Raw genomic sequence first — 15,003 nt, 5'->3', positions numbered from 1 at the left:
CGGCGGCGGCGGACCCGCTCGACGAGCCGCCCGGCGTGTGACCGGGCGCGCGAGGGTTGCGCGTGGGCCCTGGCGCGAAGTAGGCGAACTCGGTGGTGACGGTCTTGCCGATCGGAATCGCGCCTGCCTGCCGCCACGACGTGACGATCGCCGCGTCCGTGTCGGCCGGGGCGGCGTCCTGCCGCAGTGTCGTGCCGCATTTCGTCGGGAAGCCCGCGACGTCGATGATGTCCTTCACGCCGAGCGGAACGCCACCGAGCGGGCCGGTGTCGTCCGCTTCGGGCTGCGGGTGCCGTGCCACCCAGGCGCGTACGTCGGAGTCGGTCTCGTCCGTGGCGGCATGCGTGCGCGCCAGCGCGTCCGCGGTGGTCGTCCGCCCGGCCCGGAGGTCGTCGTGCAGCTCGCGCAGTGACCACGGCCGCTGAGGTGCTGCCGGGCCTGTCACAGTTCGTCCCAGGCCGCGTCGGCGACCCAGAAATCCATGCCGCTCGCGCTCACCCCGTGTCGCCACTCCGAGGTGCGCCGAAGCAGCGGTTCCACCGCCGCGGTCACGGCGTCGGCCGCCTCGGGCCCGTCCTCGGGTACCTGCCAGTGCACCCAGCTCCGCTCCCGGCCGTCCCGGTAGTGCTCGAAGAGGTCGACGTGCCGCCAGCCGTAGCCGTGGGTGTCGGTGTAGCAGGTCAGTGTCATCCGGATGCCGTCGTCCTGCTCGTTCACGCGGTCCTCCTTCGCACCGTGGTCACGCATCCGGTGCCTACGCGCTGAGCGAAGGCGTGGCGAGGCTGTGGAACCGATGGTGGAAATAGACCAGCGCTCCGGTGTTCTCGTGCGTGTGCACCGCATCGACCTCGACGAACAGCACCGAATGGGAGCCGAGCGTACGGTCGGCCACGATCCGGCCGACCACGGAGACGAGCGCGTCCTGCAGCACCGGAACACCGTGCGTGTCGAAATCCCAGGCCCCTTCGGCGAACCGTTCCGCGGTCGGAACCTGTGTCGCACCGGCGAAGTGGAGCGCGAGTTCGTCGTGGTCCGCGCCGAGCACGTTGACCGCGACGCGCCCGTTCGCGGTGACGATGTCGTGCGAGCGACTCGACCGGTTCACGCACACCAGCATCGTCGGCGGAGTGTCGGTCACCGAGCAGGTCGCGCTCACGGTCATCCCGGCCGGACCGAGTGCTCCGTCGGTCGTGATCACGTTCACGGCCGCGGGCAGTCTGGCCATCGCGGAGCGGAACTCCCGCTGGGCATTGGGCAGCTCTGACACGATTCCTCCTGCGAGCGCGTGGGCCGAGCGCCGTCGTCTGCTTCCGCTGCGACGGTACGACGCGGATCGACGAGGTCATATCGAGACTTCCACCGGCTCGGTTGAGGGTTTTCCCTACTGTCCGTCGCCGTTCCGGTCGTCGCCGTCCGTGCCGTCGCTGTCCGTGCCGTCGCCGTCGCTCGCGAGCGGCAGGGCGAAGCCGAACCGTGACCCGCCTTCCTTCCGCGGCTCGGCCCAGATCCGGCCGTGCTGGCGGGTGATGACTCGGTAGCTCAGTGCCAGTCCGATGCCGCTTCCCTGGGCTTTCGACGTGAACGATTCCTCGAACGGGTCGTGCTGCAAACCGCGCCCCTGGTCGTCCACGGTGAGAACGCCGACCCCGTCGCCGGGGCGGATAGTGATCGTGAGCCGTCGGTGTTCGGCATCACACGACGACATTTCGTCGATCGCGTTGATACAGAAGTTGAGCAGCACCTGTCCTGTCAGCACCCGCTCGCAGCGCACCACCACCGGTTCGGGGTGACGGTGCACCGCGACCGTGACGCCGTTCGGTACCGCGCGGAGCCCGACGAAGTGCAGGCACTGGTCGAGCACGTCGTTGAGATCCACGACCTGATCCACCCGCTCCAGGTGGCCGACGAACTCGCGTACCGCGTCGACGATCGTGCTGGCGCGTTCGATCTGGCGGACCGCCCTGTCGATGCCGAACGAGAGCTGGGACGCGGTTTCGGTCGGGAGCTCGCCCGCGTCGGCCAGTGATCTGCTCCGCGTCCGGACACCGGCGAGGAAGTTCCCCGCGGCCGCGAGTGGTTGACCGAGCTCGTGCGCGATCGCCATCGCCATGTCGCCCATCGCGTTGTACCGTGCCAGGTAGTTCTCGCGGTGCAGCTCGCGCTCCCGGTGCACTTCGTCCTCCACACGGTCGGAGACGTCGTGCAGGATCATCAGCAGTGTGTGGTCACCGACGTCCTGTACCGATTCGAGGGTTCCCTCGAGCCACACCGGACTGCTGTCGTCCTGCGGGATCTCCAGCTGGATCGCGGTCGACGGGGTCGCGCGGGCGAGTGCCTCTTCCCAGGTGACGCTTCGTCCGCCGAGCCACAGCCGACCGTACGTGGACAGTGCCCCCAGAGGCTCGTTCGGGACCGCGCCGATGCGGCTCACGGCCGTGTCCGTCGCGAACCGCAGCGTTCCGGCAGCGTCGACCATGAGCGCGATGGTCGAGGTGTGCCGGCCCAGCGCATCGACGTAGGACGTCGTGAGGCGCAGTTCGCGCTCGATCTGCTGTTCCCGCTCGATGTCGCGGAACTGCACCATGACCGCGGTACCCCGGTCCAGCTCCACCCGCGCGGCGACCGCGTCGGTGGGGATGACCCGGCCGCTCCTGGAGCGGTAGTGCCACTCCATCCGGCTGGCGCCCTTGTCGGCCGCCTCCTGCAGCCACGCCCTGCCGATCACGCGATCGTACTGCTGCGCCGAGCTGCTCATGTGGTTGGCCTTGAGCGGGCGCAGCTCGGTCACGCTCCAGCCGAGCATCTCGCACGCGGCCGGGTTCGCCCAGAGGATGCTTTTGGTGTCCGCGTCGTGCAACAGCACGCAGAGTTTCGTGGCCCGCATCATCGCCACGAAGTCGTTCATCGTGATCTCGGGTGCCTGAGGATCGACGTGCATCCCGCGAGGATAGGACGTTCGCCGCCGGGGCCGGTTCTGAAGGAATCCCCTAGGGCGGCATCGGCAAGACCCGATACCGCACAGCGCTGCCGCTTCGTAGCGTCGGAGTCGGTCGAACGAGGAGGAGCAATGGTGCAGACGCGGGTGGCCGAAGCCGCCGGGAGATGGGGACGTGCCGGCGACGCCGCCACCTTCGCCGACGTGCTGGCGGAGCTCGAACACCGCAAAGCGGAATTCGACGAGCAACGGTACGTACCGAAGGACTTCATCGAGCGGCTCAAACAGGTCGGGATCTACCGCGCGGCGACACCGGCGAAATTCGGTGGTGAGCCGCTGCCGCCGGCCGAGTTCCTGGATCGGATCGAGCGGATCTCCGCTGTCGACGGATCCACGGGCTGGGTCGCCAGTTTCGGTTCCGCCCTCATCTACCTCGCCGCCCTGCCGCTGGAAACCCAGGCCGAGCTCTACCGGGACGGTCCGGACGTCACGTTCGCCGCGGGCCTCTTCCCCGTTCAATCCGGCGAAACCACCGACCGCGGTTTCCGGGTCGACGGACGGTGGAAGTTCGCCAGCGGATGCATGGGCGCCGACGTCCTCGGGGTCGGCATCCCCGGTGACTCGTCGACCGGGGGGAAACCGCGGACGGCGCTGCTGAATCCCGAACAGGTGGAGATCGTCCGGGAATGGGACGTCGTCGGGATGCGCGGGACCGGATCGTTCGACCTGGTCGTGCACGACACCGAGGTGCCGCACGAATGGACCTTCATCCGCGGCGGGGAGCCCACCGTGGACGAGCCGCTGTACCGGTATCCGGTCATCGCGTACGCCTCGCAGGTACTCGCGGTGGTCGCCTCGGGGGTGGCGCGGGCTGCCCTCGATCACGCGAAGCGGGTCGGCAGCGGGTACGCGGGCGTCACCGGGGCACCGAGACTCGCCGACCGGCCGTACTACCGGACGCAGGTCGCCTCCGCCGAAGCTGCGCTGCGTTCGGCCCGGTCGTGGTTCTACGAGCTCAGCCACGAAGTATGGGAGACGGTCGTCTCCGGTGATGTGGCCACCGATGAGCAGAACGCGCACCTGAGGCTGGCCTCGGCGCATCTCGCGAAGACCGCCTCCGACGTCGTCAGCGGACTGGTGGAGATATCCGGAACGGCGCCGATCAACCGGAGCCACCCGCTGCAGCGGCTGCTCGGAGACGCCCTCGTGCCGAAGCAGCACGCTTTTCTGGGGCCCGCCCTGTACGACTCGGCCGGTGCGGCCCTGATGGGACTGGAGCCGACGACTCCCGGCTTCCGGTGATACCCGACATCGACACCACAAAAACTGCGACTAGGAGGCCGGCGTGACCGCGCAGCCACTTCGTGTTCTCTTCTGCATCGGAATCAACCAGAACTTCTTCGATCTACCCCGGGACGGGATCGCGCCCGGCGACGTCTGGAAGTCCTTTGTGTCCATGATGGACGGTATCAAGGAACTGCCGGGAGTCGACTTCATCGGCGACATCGACGACGACGCGCACATGGTCGGCCCGTCCGGCGGTTGGCCGTGGACCTGCTACATCCTGGCCGACGTCGACTCCCAGTACACCGTCAAGGCCGCGTGCGACCTGTTCCGCACGACGCCGGTCGGCGACGGCGACGCCAAGCTCTGGCGGTTCGCCAAGATCGAGGCCCGGATGGGCCGTGCGCTCACCGTCCGCGAGGACGTCACGCTCCCCGAATGACACGTACGGAGAAGCCGGATGAACCAGCACATCGATGACCTCGCACCCGCGGATATGGTCGCGGAGGACCGGGTGGCCGGCCGCCTCTACACCGACCCCGCGATCTTCGAACGCGAGATGACGGCCGTCTTCGAGAACACCTGGGTCTGGGTCGCCCACGAGAGCGAACTGGCCACGCCGGGGAGCTTCAAGTCGACCCATGTCGGCAGGCAGCCGGTGATCGTGACCCGCGACCGGAAGAACACTCTGCACACGATGCTCAACCGGTGTCGGCATCGCGGCGCGAGCGTGTGCGAGAAGCCGCAGGGTCGGGCGAACGGGTTCACTTGTCCGTATCACGCCTGGTCGTACGGCCTCGACGGAACGCTGCGCGGCATCCCGTATCCGGACGGCTACGAAGGGGTCGTCGAGAAGCGCGACCTGTCGCTGCGGAAGCTGCGCACCGAGAGCTACGGCGGGATGGTCTTCGCGACCTTCAACGACGACGCGGAACCGCTGGCCGACCACCTCGGTGACGCGCGGCTGTGGATCGACCGGTTCCTGAAGCAGGGCGGGGGTTACCCGATCAAGGTTCTCGGCAAGCATCAGTTCCGGTTCAAGGGGAACTGGAAGATCCAGCTCGAGAACACCACGGACGGCTATCACTTCCCGATCGTGCACCGGTCGTGGATGGCGTCCGTGGACGCCGAGACCGCGGACATGATGTCGTTCATGAACGACCCCGAGGCGACCACGCACGATCTGGGTCACGGTCACAGCGTCATGCGGATGGTGCCGGAACACGCCGACCTCGACGTCGACGACGGCACCGAGCCGCTGCAGGGCAGATTCGACCACCTCGCCCGGGAACTGTCGGCCTCCTTCTCCGACACGGAGGTGCGCCGGTTGCTGCGTGCCATGCACGGCACCGGCTTCAATCTCAACCTCTTCCCGAACGTGGCGATGTCCTCCGCGTTCCTCCGCGTGCTGCGGCCGATCGCCGTCGACGAGACGCTGATCGAGCACGTCGCCATCGGACCGGACGGACCGGCCGAAGTGGAACCCGTGAACCGGGAGCGGCTGCGGATCCACGAACACTTCCAGGGCCCGTTCGGGTTCGGCACACCGGACGACGCCGAGGGCTGGGACCGGGTTCAGCGGGGTGCGCGTGCCGAACCGGCGATGCCGATTCTGATCAACCGTGGTCTGGCACGGGAGGAGAGGAGTGCCGAGGGATGGCCGACGTCGCACGTGACGGACGAGACCGGCATGCGCGCGGCGTACAACCAGTGGAAGCGGATGATGCGCGATGACTGAACCCACCGGAGTGGAGGCCGCGTCCGATGCCGTGCGGACGACCGACGCGCGAGTCGCCAGAGCGATCGAGCTGGTGTGGCGCGAGGCCGAGCTGCTCGACCGCCCGGACTACGTCCGGTGGAACGAGTTGTTCACCGAGGACGGCTTCTACGTGGTCCCGATCGACCCGGAGACGGACGACTTCGCGGGCACGCTGAACATGATCTACGACGACGCGCGGATGCGGGAGATGCGCGTGACACGGATGACCGAAGGCTACGCCATCGCCGCGGTCGATGCCGCCCGCACCGTCCGCACGGTGTCCAGGTTCGTGCCGGAATCGGTCTCCGACACCGAGGTCGTCCTGCGCTCGGCCCAGGTGCTGATCGCCTACAAACGGGGACGGCACGACATCTGGGCCTCGGACGTGACGCACCGGGTGCGGCTGGCCGAAGACGGTCCGGCCGGTGACCGCATCACGTTGAAGGTGGTGCGGCTGGTCGACAGCGAGGGCGCGGTGCCCGCGGCGGGGTTCCTGCTATGAGTGCGGCGTACACGGCGGTGGTGACCGGCGGAGCCGCCGGACTCGGCGCTGCCATCGCGCGGTGTCTGCACGGCCGGGGGTACGGCGTCGCGATCGCCGATCTCGACGGCCCGGCCGCCGACGCCCTCGCCACGGAGCTCGACGACTCGGGCGCCACGGCCAGGGGTTACGGGGTGGACGTCCGGGACCGCGCCGCGTTGGAGACCCTGCTGGCCCGCGTGCCGGCCGACTTCGGCGGCGTGGAAGTTCTCGTGAACAACGCGGCGCACACCCGGACGACTCCGCTGCTCGAGATCACCTCCGAGGAACTCGACGACGTGCTGGCGGTCAACGTCACGGGGACCTTCCAGGCCTGCCAGATCTTCGGGACGCACTTCGCCGAACAGGGCTACGGCCGGATCGTCAACATGGCCTCGTTGGCAGGGCAGAACGGTGGGACGGCGACCGGGGGACACTACGCGTCCTCGAAAGGCGCGATCCTGTCGGCGACGAAGGTGTTCGCCCGGGAACTGGCTCCCCGCGGCGTGACCGTGAACGCGGTATCGCCGGGACCGCAGGACAGTCCGACGGTTCGATCGGTCGTCGGTGAGCAGAACCTCGATTCCTTCACGTCGGCGATTCCGGTGGGGCGACTCGGAGACCCGGCGTTCATCGGGGAAACGGTCGCGCTGCTCGTGTCCCCGGGAGCGGCTTCGGTCACCGGGGCGTGTTGGGACGTCAACGGCGGGCTTTATCTGCGCTGATCGTCTGCGCTGATCGGCGGCGTTGACGCCGGTCTCGCGGGATTGGAGGTGAGAAAGCGATGAAGACAATCCCCGTACGGGTGGCGGAGGTCGTCGACGAAACGGCGGAGGTCCGCACACTGCGGCTGGTCCGGACGGATGCCGCCCCACTGCCCGAGTACGAGGCGGGCGCGCACATCGACGTCGTCGGCCCCACCGGAATGACCCGGCAGTACTCGCTGTGCGGACGACCGAGCGACCGCTCGGCGTTGCTCATCGCGGTCAAGCGGGAACCGGAGTCGCGCGGTGGATCGCAGGCGTTGCACACCGTGTCGGCCGGGGACACCCTGGAGATCGGGCAGCCGCGCAACCTGTTGACCCTCGCGCCGGATGCCGACCGGCACCTGCTCGTCGCGGCAGGCATCGGCATCACGCCATTGCTCGGCATGGCCCACGAACTCGCCGAGCGGGATGCGGACTTCGAGCTCCACTACTTCGCGCGTTCCCGCGAGGAGGCCGCGTTCGTCGACCGCCTGGAGAGCCTGCCCGAGTTCCGGAGCCGGATCCATTCGCGGTTCGGCACCCCGCGCGACGAGCTGCCCGCGGTGCTGGCGGATCTGGTGCCGGAGCTGACACCGCACAGCCACCTCTACACGTGCGGGCCCGAGGGATTCATGGCGGAGGTGATCAAGGCCTTTTCCCCGGTGGTCGGGAACGAACGGGTCCACCTCGAACGTTTCGTCGCCGCCGAGACCGACACGAGTGGGGACCAGCCGTTCACGGTCGAACTGGACACGGGGGAGGTCTTCGAGATCCCGGCGGAACGGTCGATCCTCGGCGTGCTCGCCGAGAACGACATCGAGGTGTTCAAGTCGTGCGAGGAAGGGATCTGCGGATCGTGCGTGTCCGGGGTTCTGGAAGGCACGCCGGACCACCGGGACCAGTGCCTGTCGGCGGCCGACAGATCGGCGGGCGACCAGATGGCGCTGTGCGTCTCCCGCGCGCTCACCGACAGACTCGTCATCGAACTCTACTGATCGGCGGGGTGCGGTGCTGAGCCGATCAGTACGGAAAGGACGGTCGACACCTCGAACATGAAGATCACCCGGGTGGAGGCGATCCCGTTCGCCATCCCGTACCGCAAACCGCTGCGCTTCGCCTCCGGTGAGGTGTCCGCGGCCGAACACGTCCTGGTGCGGGTGCACACCGAAGACGGAATCATCGGCGTCGCCGAGGCGCCGCCCCGACCGTTCACCTACGGCGAGACCCAGGCCGGCATCGTCGCGGCCGTCGACTCCGTGTTCGCCCCGCAACTGGTCGGACTGAGCCTGCTCGACCGCGAGACCGCGCACGTCCGGCTGGGGCGCACCGTGGGCAACCCGGCCGCGAAGTCGGCGCTCGACATGGCGATGTGGGACGCGCTCGGGCGTGGCCTGGACGTGTCGGTCACCGAGCTGCTCGGCGGCTACACCGACCGGATGCGGGTGTCGCACATGCTCGGCTTCGACGAACCGGCCGCGATGGTCGCCGAAGCCGAGCGGATGCGGGACACCTACGGCATCACGACGTTCAAGGTCAAGGTCGGGCGTCGCCCGGTGTCGCTGGACACCGCCGTGGTGCGCGCGCTGCGCGAGGCGCTCGGCGACGCGGTGGAGCTCTACGTCGACGGCAACCGGGGCTGGACCGCCGCCGAGTCCGCGCGCGCCATGAGCGAAATGGCCGACCTCGACCTGCTGTTCGCCGAGGAGTTGTGCCCGGCCGACGACGTGCTCGGCAGGCGCTGGCTGGTGCGGCAGCTCGACGTGCCGTTCATCGCCGACGAGTCCGCGGTCACCGCCGCCGACGTCACCCGCGAGGTCCTCGGCGGGTCGGCCACGGCGGTGAGCATCAAGACCGCGCGCACCGGGTTCATCCGCTCACAGCGCACCCACCACCTCGCCGAGGGGCTAGGCCTGGAGGTCGTGATGGGCAATCAGATCGACGGGCAGCTCGGTTCGCTGTGCACCGTGGCCTTCGGCGCCGCCTACCCGCTGACCTCGCGCCGGGCCGGCGAGTTGTCCAACTTTCTCGACATGCGCGACGACCTGCTCGCCGAACCGCTGCGGATCAGCGACGGCGAACTGGTCGTGCCGCCCGGCGCCGGACTCGGCGCCGAGCTCGATCCCGACAAGCTCCGGCACTACCGCCGGGATCGCTGACCCTCGCCATCCCGAATCAAGGAGGATTCCGATGACTCAACACGACACGGCCAACGCCCACGACACGGCCACCGCCGCGGCGTCCGGTGCCAACGCGACCGAACGGTTCAAGAGCGACAAACTCGACGGTGTGGCGGGCACCCCGCCCGAGCGCGTCAGCCTGCTGGCCCGTGAGGTCCTCGACGCGGTGCACGGGGCCATCCGCAGGCACAAGGTGACCTACGACGAGTACAACGCGCTCAAGGCGTGGTTGATCAGCGTCGGCGAGGACGGCGAGTGGCCGCTGTTCCTCGACGTGTGGGTCGAACACGTCGTCGAGGAGGTCGCCACCGAGCACCGCGAGGGCAACAAGGGAACCATCGAGGGCCCCTACTACGCGCCCCACGCCCCCGAGCAGGGATCGGACGGTGCCGTGCCGATGCGCGACGACGAGCCCGGCACGCCGCTGACCTGGACCGGCCGGGTCACCTCGACCGACGGCTCGGCGCTGGCCGGGGCGACGGTGGAGGTGTGGCACGCCGACGCCGACGGCTACTACTCCCAGTTCGCGCCGGACATCCCGGAGTGGAACCTGCGCGCCGGTTTCACCACCGACACCGAGGGGCGCTTCCGGATCCGCACGGTGCGCCCGGCCCCGTACCGGATCCCCACCGACGGCGCCTGCGGCAGGCTCATCGCCGCGGCAGGCTGGCACGCCTGGCGCCCGGCACACCTGCACGTCAAGGTCTCCGCCCCGGGCCACGAACTGCTCACCGCCCAGCTGTACTTCCCCGGCGACGAGCACAACGACGACGACATCGCCTCGGCGGTCAAGCCGGAGCTGATGCTCGACCCGAAGTCCGGCCCCGACGATGAGACCGTCCGGTACGACTTCGTCCTCGACCCCGCCTGAGGCGACCAGTCCGGAAGGAGACGCACCCGTGCTTTACCACATCCGCATGGACGTGCATCTGCCCGCGGACCTCGACCCGGACCAGCGCGCCGACCTCCTCGCGCGCGAGAAGGAGTACAGCCAGCAGTTGCAGCGTGCGGGCAAGTGGCCGCACCTGTGGCGGATCGCGGGCGAGTACGCCAACGTGTCCGTGCTCGACGCCACCGACCACGACGAGCTGCACACGCTGCTGTCCGGCCTGCCGCTGTTCCCCTACATGGACGTCGAGGTCACCCCGCTGGCGGTGCACCCGTCCAAGATCGAGGACTGACGACGAGCCCCTTCCGGACGCGCGGCCGAGCCACTGGCCGCCGGGTCCCGACGACGCGGGTCCCGGCGTCCGGTGGCACCGCGTCCGGCACGCTCGACGAGGTCGACCACGACGAGACGGTCGACCAGCCGAGATTCGAACGCCCCGCCTCCCCGGCGTCCGGGTCCACGCCGGGTGCTGCGGGACCTCCGCGGATCCTCGGTCGCGGGTGGCGTCGTCGGTCTGGTGTTCTCGGCGATCGGACACATCGCAGTAATTCTCTCCGCCGGCACCGGCGGCGGACTCAGCTCCGGGCAGCTCGCCTCCTGGGTGTTCGGGGTGTTCTTCCTCAACGGCGTGCTCACCGCGATCGCCTCCTGGGTATACCGGCAGCCGCTGGCCTTCTTCTGGACCATTCCCGGGACCGTCATGATCGGTGCCTCGCTGAACCACCTGCGGTGGGCGGAGCTCGGAGCGTTCCTCGTGACCGCGCTGCTGATCGTCGCGATCGGCCTGACCGGCTGGGTCCGCGCGGTCATGGCCGCCCTGCCGATGCCGATCGTGATGGCGATGGTGGTGGGCGTGTTCCTGAGTTTCGGCCTCGATCCCGTCACGGCGACCGGATCGGACGCGATCCTCGCGGTTCCCATGATCGCGACGTTCGTGCTACCGAGTGTGCTTCCCCGAGCAGGCAGGGCGGTGCCGTCCATCCTGGGTGCGCTGATCGCCGGCGCGCTCGCCGTGGCGGTGTCCGGCCGCTTCGAACCCGCCGGTGCGGGCTGGCTCGCCCAGCCGATGCCGCAGGCGCCTGAGTTCACCTGGCGCGCGATCGCGGAACTCGTCGTGCCACTGGCGATTCACCGTGCTCGTGGTCCAGGACGGCCAGGGCGTCGCCGTCCTCAAACAGGCGGGACAGGCGCCCACCCACGAACATGGCGGCACTGCTGTGCGGGCGGGACGTGGTCACTGCCCGCGGCCGCGGTCGGGGCCGTGTCGACCTCTCTGACCGGCCCGACGAACGCGCTGCTGGTGGCCTCCACCGAGCGGTCCCGCCAGTACACCGCGGGCATCGTCTGTGGCCTCGGCGCGATCGTCGTCGGACTCCTCGCCCCCGCCCTGGTGCGCTTCATGCTCGCGACGCCGTGCTCGGCGGCCTGGCGATGCTGCGCGCTGCGGAGCGCGTTCGTCACCGCCTTCCGCACGAACTTCACCCTCGACTCGTTGCTCGCCTTCCTCGTGACCGTTTCCGGAGTGCAGCCGCTGAACATCAACGCGGCGTTCTGGGGTCTACTGGCGGGCGTGCTCACCTCACTCGCGCTCGAACGCGCCGACTTCGCCGAGCACGCGTCCCCGGCTCGGTAGCTATCCCGGGGGTAGCGCACGGCGAGGGGACGGTCCGCTCACGAGGTCGTCGGGTCCCTTCGGACGACTCGACGGGCGGTCGTCGACGTCGACATGCGTGGAGGTCACCGTGGACTCACCCGTGTTGCCGAGTTACGCGTCCGGGTCGTCGGCGGTGCCGTTGCTCGGGGACACGGTCGGTGATGATCTCGCGCGCACGGTCGCCGCGCACGGCGGGCGGGAGGCCGTGGTGGACGTGGCGACCGGACGGCGCTGGACCTACCGGGAGTTCGCCGACGAGGTCGACGTGGTCGCGCTGGGACTCGCCGATCTCGGCGTCGCCAAGGGCGACCGGGTGGGAATCTGGGCCCTCGACTGTGCGGAGTGGACGATCGTGCAGTACGCGACGGCACGGATCGGCGCGGTGCTGGTCACCATCAACCCGGCCTACTGTGTCCACGAGCTGGAGTACGTGCTCCGGCAGGCGCGAAGAGCGTGTCTCGTATTTGGTCTTCCGGTTGACCGCGGCAAAGCCGGCTCCAAGCTGCACGTCTTGACCGACGCGGCGGGAGTACCTCTGTCGGTGGCGATTTCGGCAGCCAACGTCCACGACAGGAACGCGCTCCGACCGCTGGTGCAGGCCATCCCCGCGGTGCGCTCACCGCGGGGGGCACCGCCGGCGCAAACCACTCCGACTGCACGCCGACAAGGGCTACGACTACGACCAGCTCCGAACCTGGCTCCGCACCCGGCGCATCACCCCACGCATCGCCCGCACCGGCATCGAACCCAGCCACACGCTCGGCCGCCACCGATGGGTCGTCGAACGAACCATCTCCTGGCTGCTCACCTACCGACGCCTGGCCGTGCGCTGGGAACGCTCCGCCAACAACTACACCGCCCTCCTCACCCTCGCCGCCACCCTCACCTGCTTCAAAAAGATCACCTACTGAGACGCAGTCTAATCCGGCCGCGGACTACAATTTCAGTCAGCACAGTGGTTCCCGCAGCGTTCACTGGATCGGTCGTGGGGACGTCATGTCACCGCAGTCGGCCCAAGAGGGTACGGGACGCGGGCGGACTCACGTGTGGATAACGCCGTCAGCGGTGTGCCGCAACGAGACGCCAGCGCAGGTCACCGCCGAGGTCGACCTCCTCGGACCATTCCACACCGGGAGCACCGCGCAGTAGGGTTCCGCTCCACCACCGCGCGCTGGTCGACGCCACGACACGGTTGTTCTCGTTGAGCAGGACGGTGTCCGGTGACCGCAACCGCAGGGACTCGATGAGCAACCGCTCGACGCCCTCGACCGCGACGTCGGCTCCCAGCACATCGACGAACTCATCATCGTGAACCACCGGAACGGCCAGGGTGATGGTGTGTTCGTTGGTCCCGGCGAAGTCGACGAACGGCCCGGTGACCGTCGGTCGTTTCGTCCGCTGGGGCAACGCGAACCACTCTTTGTTGACATAGTCGTAGAAGTAGTTGTGCTCCGGGTCGAGGTGGTGACGGACAAAGCAGGCTGGCTCGTCGTCCTCGCTGCGCCACCACTCCATCCAACGCGATGCGTCGCTGAGGTGGCCGTTGTCGAGCGCGAGTCCTACCCCCTGAACGAATCCGCGGTGCTGGTCGAGCACGTTCAACAGGGTCGGCTGCACCTGCGCGACGTCGGCTCGGCACAGCGGCCGTCGAGTCGACGCGAGTATCCGGACGACCTCGGCCTGCGCCGACCCGAGGTCATCGAGCACCCGATCGACCCGTGTTCGCATGCGTTCCGCGCAACGGCGCAGCGACGCGAGAGCTCCGTCGTTCAAAATTCTCCACCTTCTGGTCGCGCAACGCCGCCATCATGGTTCACCGCGCACCGCTAGGTCCAGATGCAGGTCGATTAGGTGCTGCACACGGCTTTCCACGTTCTGCATCACCACAGCACGCGCGGTATCCGCATCAACACTGCCGACCGCCGCAATGAGTGCATTGTGTGCGGACTCGGTCACAGGGTGATGTTCGGCCTCGCCACCGACCATCCAGAACAACGATGCCAGCTCATCATGCAGGTGGACGATGGCCTGCGTGAGCCGGGCCGAGTGCGCGATCACACCGATCTCGATGTGGAAACGGCTGTCCGCTCGGCGCCGCTCATCGGCGGTCTCGGCGGAGCTGAAGTGATCGGCCAGTCGCCGCAGCCGTTCCACATCGTCACGGACCGCCCGCTGTGCGGCCAGATGGGCAGCCCCACCGACCACGGCGGCACAGGCATCGCCGAGATCGCGTAGCGAGTCGGCGCTACGCTCACGCAGCTGGTTCAGCACCGTTGCGGGCGGCGGTTTCGCCGTGTCTCGCACAAAGCTGCCGCCACCGCGTCCGCGGCGGGTTTCAATGGCCCCACGCTGGCGCAGGGTCTCCAAGGCCTGCCGGAGGGTCCCGGTAGAGACCCCCATCTCGGCGGCGAGTTCGGACTCCGGTGGCAGTCGGTCGCCGTGGCTGAGCAGCCCGACGGCGATCGCGGTTTCCAGTTGTCGAGCCACGTTGTGAGGCAGGCCCGGACCTTCGGTGGAGTCCAACCGCAGGTACGCAGCAAAACTCGACACGGTTGTCTTTCCTCTGCTCACCAACTGGTCAGGGCGGGGTTCGACGTGCGGGCATGATCGATTCGACCGTCCGTCAGGGTACGACATCAAGGATGTACCAGCGCTTACGGGGCTCGAGCAACTTGTCATTTAAAGCTGAGTGTTTTAGGTTTTCTGCGCCGCTGTCCACATGGAGGCGCCCTGGCACGGTTCGGTGTTGAACGTCACCGCTGGGGTGCGCCTTCTCCGAGCCTTCAGGGAGCAGCTTGATGACGAAGAACCGCCGTTATCCCGGTGTGCAGCAGGGGCTCGTCCCCGCGTCCGAGCTCGGAGCGTTCTAAGAGATCCCCGGCCGTGGGCGGGGTCTGGCCGCCCACGCGCTCGACGACTACCGAAGCACGTCGTGGTCAACGTGTCCCGCCCGGTGCTGATTGCGTGCCATGCGCTGTCCCGCACGCGCTGCCGACGTGGGAGGCGTGTCCGACGACTGATCGAGATCCGTTGCGCAAG

At 68.6% G+C, this 15,003-nt stretch carries 16 protein-coding genes and 2 pseudogenes; 12 read left to right on the top strand and 6 right to left on the bottom strand.

From position 1 onward, the window contains the following. The 4 genes from SACHA_RS22230 to SACHA_RS22225 all read right to left on the bottom strand — a co-directional run. Nucleotides 1-445, bottom strand: a 445-nt coding sequence (locus SACHA_RS22230) for an amidase family protein (RefSeq protein ID WP_269634192.1), incomplete at its 3' end; no start/stop codon positions are given. Continuing rightward, nucleotides 442-717, bottom strand: a complete 276-nt coding sequence (locus tag SACHA_RS0114340) for a hypothetical protein (RefSeq protein ID WP_028663196.1) — start codon at nucleotides 715-717, stop codon at nucleotides 442-444. The genes SACHA_RS22230 and SACHA_RS0114340, both read right to left, overlap by 4 nt. 37 nt (nucleotides 718-754) lie before the next feature. Then, nucleotides 755-1,267: a flavin reductase gene (locus SACHA_RS0114335; RefSeq protein ID WP_020628638.1), complete on the bottom strand. Its 513-nt coding sequence runs from the start codon at nucleotides 1,265-1,267 to the stop codon at nucleotides 755-757. 114 nt (nucleotides 1,268-1,381) lie between these two features. Then, on the bottom strand, nucleotides 1,382-2,938 hold the full coding sequence (locus tag SACHA_RS22225; RefSeq protein ID WP_019810870.1) for a PAS domain-containing sensor histidine kinase: 1,557 nt from the start codon (nucleotides 2,936-2,938) through the stop codon (nucleotides 1,382-1,384). A 129-nt stretch (nucleotides 2,939-3,067) separates the two neighbouring features. Here SACHA_RS22225 and SACHA_RS0114325 point away from each other — a divergent pair, with 129 nt between their 5' ends. The 12 genes and pseudogenes from SACHA_RS0114325 to SACHA_RS26215 form a co-directional block, all read left to right on the top strand. Continuing rightward, nucleotides 3,068-4,237 carry an acyl-CoA dehydrogenase family protein gene (locus SACHA_RS0114325; RefSeq protein WP_019810869.1) on the top strand — a complete coding sequence of 390 codons (1,170 nt, stop codon included), beginning with the start codon at nucleotides 3,068-3,070 and terminating at the stop codon, nucleotides 4,235-4,237. A gap of 43 nt (nucleotides 4,238-4,280) precedes the next feature. After that, nucleotides 4,281-4,661: a hypothetical protein gene (locus SACHA_RS0114320; RefSeq protein ID WP_019810868.1), complete on the top strand. Its 381-nt coding sequence runs from the start codon at nucleotides 4,281-4,283 to the stop codon at nucleotides 4,659-4,661. Nucleotides 4,662-4,679: 18 nt separating this feature from the next. Continuing rightward, entirely contained in the window at nucleotides 4,680-5,957 is a 1,278-nt protein-coding gene (locus tag SACHA_RS0114315; protein ID WP_019810867.1) for an aromatic ring-hydroxylating oxygenase subunit alpha, read from the top strand. Next, nucleotides 5,950-6,480 (top strand): aromatic-ring-hydroxylating dioxygenase subunit beta, encoded by a 531-nt coding sequence (locus tag SACHA_RS0114310; RefSeq protein ID WP_039739104.1) that lies wholly within the window; start codon nucleotides 5,950-5,952, stop codon nucleotides 6,478-6,480. Before SACHA_RS0114315 ends, SACHA_RS0114310 begins: the two co-directional genes overlap by 8 nt. Then, a complete protein-coding gene (locus tag SACHA_RS0114305; protein WP_019810865.1) occupies nucleotides 6,477-7,223 on the top strand; it encodes an SDR family NAD(P)-dependent oxidoreductase in 747 nt (248 codons plus the stop codon). Before SACHA_RS0114310 ends, SACHA_RS0114305 begins: the two co-directional genes overlap by 4 nt. Before the next feature lie 59 nt (nucleotides 7,224-7,282). Then, nucleotides 7,283-8,239 carry a PDR/VanB family oxidoreductase gene (locus SACHA_RS0114300; protein WP_028663195.1) on the top strand — a complete coding sequence of 319 codons (957 nt, stop codon included), beginning with the start codon at nucleotides 7,283-7,285 and terminating at the stop codon, nucleotides 8,237-8,239. Nucleotides 8,240-8,296: 57 nt separating this feature from the next. Then, nucleotides 8,297-9,400 carry a mandelate racemase/muconate lactonizing enzyme family protein gene (locus SACHA_RS0114295; RefSeq protein ID WP_019810863.1) on the top strand — a complete coding sequence of 368 codons (1,104 nt, stop codon included), beginning with the start codon at nucleotides 8,297-8,299 and terminating at the stop codon, nucleotides 9,398-9,400. Nucleotides 9,401-9,431: 31 nt separating this feature from the next. Then, nucleotides 9,432-10,292, top strand: a complete 861-nt coding sequence (gene catA / locus SACHA_RS0114290) for a catechol 1,2-dioxygenase (RefSeq protein WP_019810862.1) — start codon at nucleotides 9,432-9,434, stop codon at nucleotides 10,290-10,292. Nucleotides 10,293-10,320: 28 nt separating this feature from the next. Beyond that, the gene (catC, locus tag SACHA_RS0114285) at nucleotides 10,321-10,602 is read left to right on the top strand and encodes a muconolactone Delta-isomerase (protein ID WP_028663194.1); all 282 of its coding nucleotides are present in this window, start codon (nucleotides 10,321-10,323) and stop codon (nucleotides 10,600-10,602) included. A gap of 174 nt (nucleotides 10,603-10,776) precedes the next feature. Further along, nucleotides 10,777-11,943, top strand: coding sequence for a benzoate/H(+) symporter BenE family transporter (locus tag SACHA_RS22220; RefSeq protein WP_198010152.1), 1,167 nt, complete (start codon nucleotides 10,777-10,779; stop codon nucleotides 11,941-11,943). A gap of 97 nt (nucleotides 11,944-12,040) precedes the next feature. Beyond that, a pseudogene (locus SACHA_RS26220) lies at nucleotides 12,041-12,394 on the top strand (AMP-binding protein); the annotation flags it as partial. A 42-nt stretch (nucleotides 12,395-12,436) separates the two neighbouring features. Beyond that, nucleotides 12,437-12,875, top strand: a pseudogene (locus SACHA_RS26215) (IS5 family transposase); the annotation flags it as partial. Nucleotides 12,876-13,023: 148 nt separating this feature from the next. Here the strand turns inward: SACHA_RS26215 and SACHA_RS0114270 are convergent. Then, a complete protein-coding gene (locus SACHA_RS0114270) occupies nucleotides 13,024-13,692 on the bottom strand; it encodes a cache domain-containing protein (protein WP_019810860.1) in 669 nt (222 codons plus the stop codon). 78 nt (nucleotides 13,693-13,770) lie between these two features. Beyond that, nucleotides 13,771-14,514 (bottom strand): FadR/GntR family transcriptional regulator, encoded by a 744-nt coding sequence (locus SACHA_RS22215; protein WP_019810859.1) that lies wholly within the window; start codon nucleotides 14,512-14,514, stop codon nucleotides 13,771-13,773. Between the last annotated feature and the right edge of the window lie 489 nt (nucleotides 14,515-15,003).

Origin of the sequence: Saccharomonospora halophila 8, assembly GCF_000383775.1 — a bacterium.
GTDB lineage: Bacteria > Actinomycetota > Actinomycetes > Mycobacteriales > Pseudonocardiaceae > Saccharomonospora > Saccharomonospora halophila.
This window is presented reverse-complemented; position numbering and strand designations above follow the sequence as displayed.

Coding starts and splice junctions, on each gene's coding strand:
- SACHA_RS22225 (WP_019810870.1), bottom strand. CDS start 2,938: ATGCACGTCGATCCTCAGGCACCCGAGATCACGATGAACGACTTCGTG.
- SACHA_RS0114325 (WP_019810869.1), top strand. CDS start 3,068: ATGGTGCAGACGCGGGTGGCCGAAGCCGCCGGGAGATGGGGACGTGCC.
- SACHA_RS0114315 (WP_019810867.1), top strand. CDS start 4,680: ATGAACCAGCACATCGATGACCTCGCACCCGCGGATATGGTCGCGGAG.
- SACHA_RS0114310 (WP_039739104.1), top strand. CDS start 5,950: ATGACTGAACCCACCGGAGTGGAGGCCGCGTCCGATGCCGTGCGGACG.
- SACHA_RS0114305 (WP_019810865.1), top strand. CDS start 6,477: ATGAGTGCGGCGTACACGGCGGTGGTGACCGGCGGAGCCGCCGGACTC.
- SACHA_RS0114300 (WP_028663195.1), top strand. CDS start 7,283: ATGAAGACAATCCCCGTACGGGTGGCGGAGGTCGTCGACGAAACGGCG.
- SACHA_RS0114295 (WP_019810863.1), top strand. CDS start 8,297: ATGAAGATCACCCGGGTGGAGGCGATCCCGTTCGCCATCCCGTACCGC.
- catA (WP_019810862.1), top strand. CDS start 9,432: ATGACTCAACACGACACGGCCAACGCCCACGACACGGCCACCGCCGCG.
- SACHA_RS0114270 (WP_019810860.1), bottom strand. CDS start 13,692: ATGCGAACACGGGTCGATCGGGTGCTCGATGACCTCGGGTCGGCGCAG.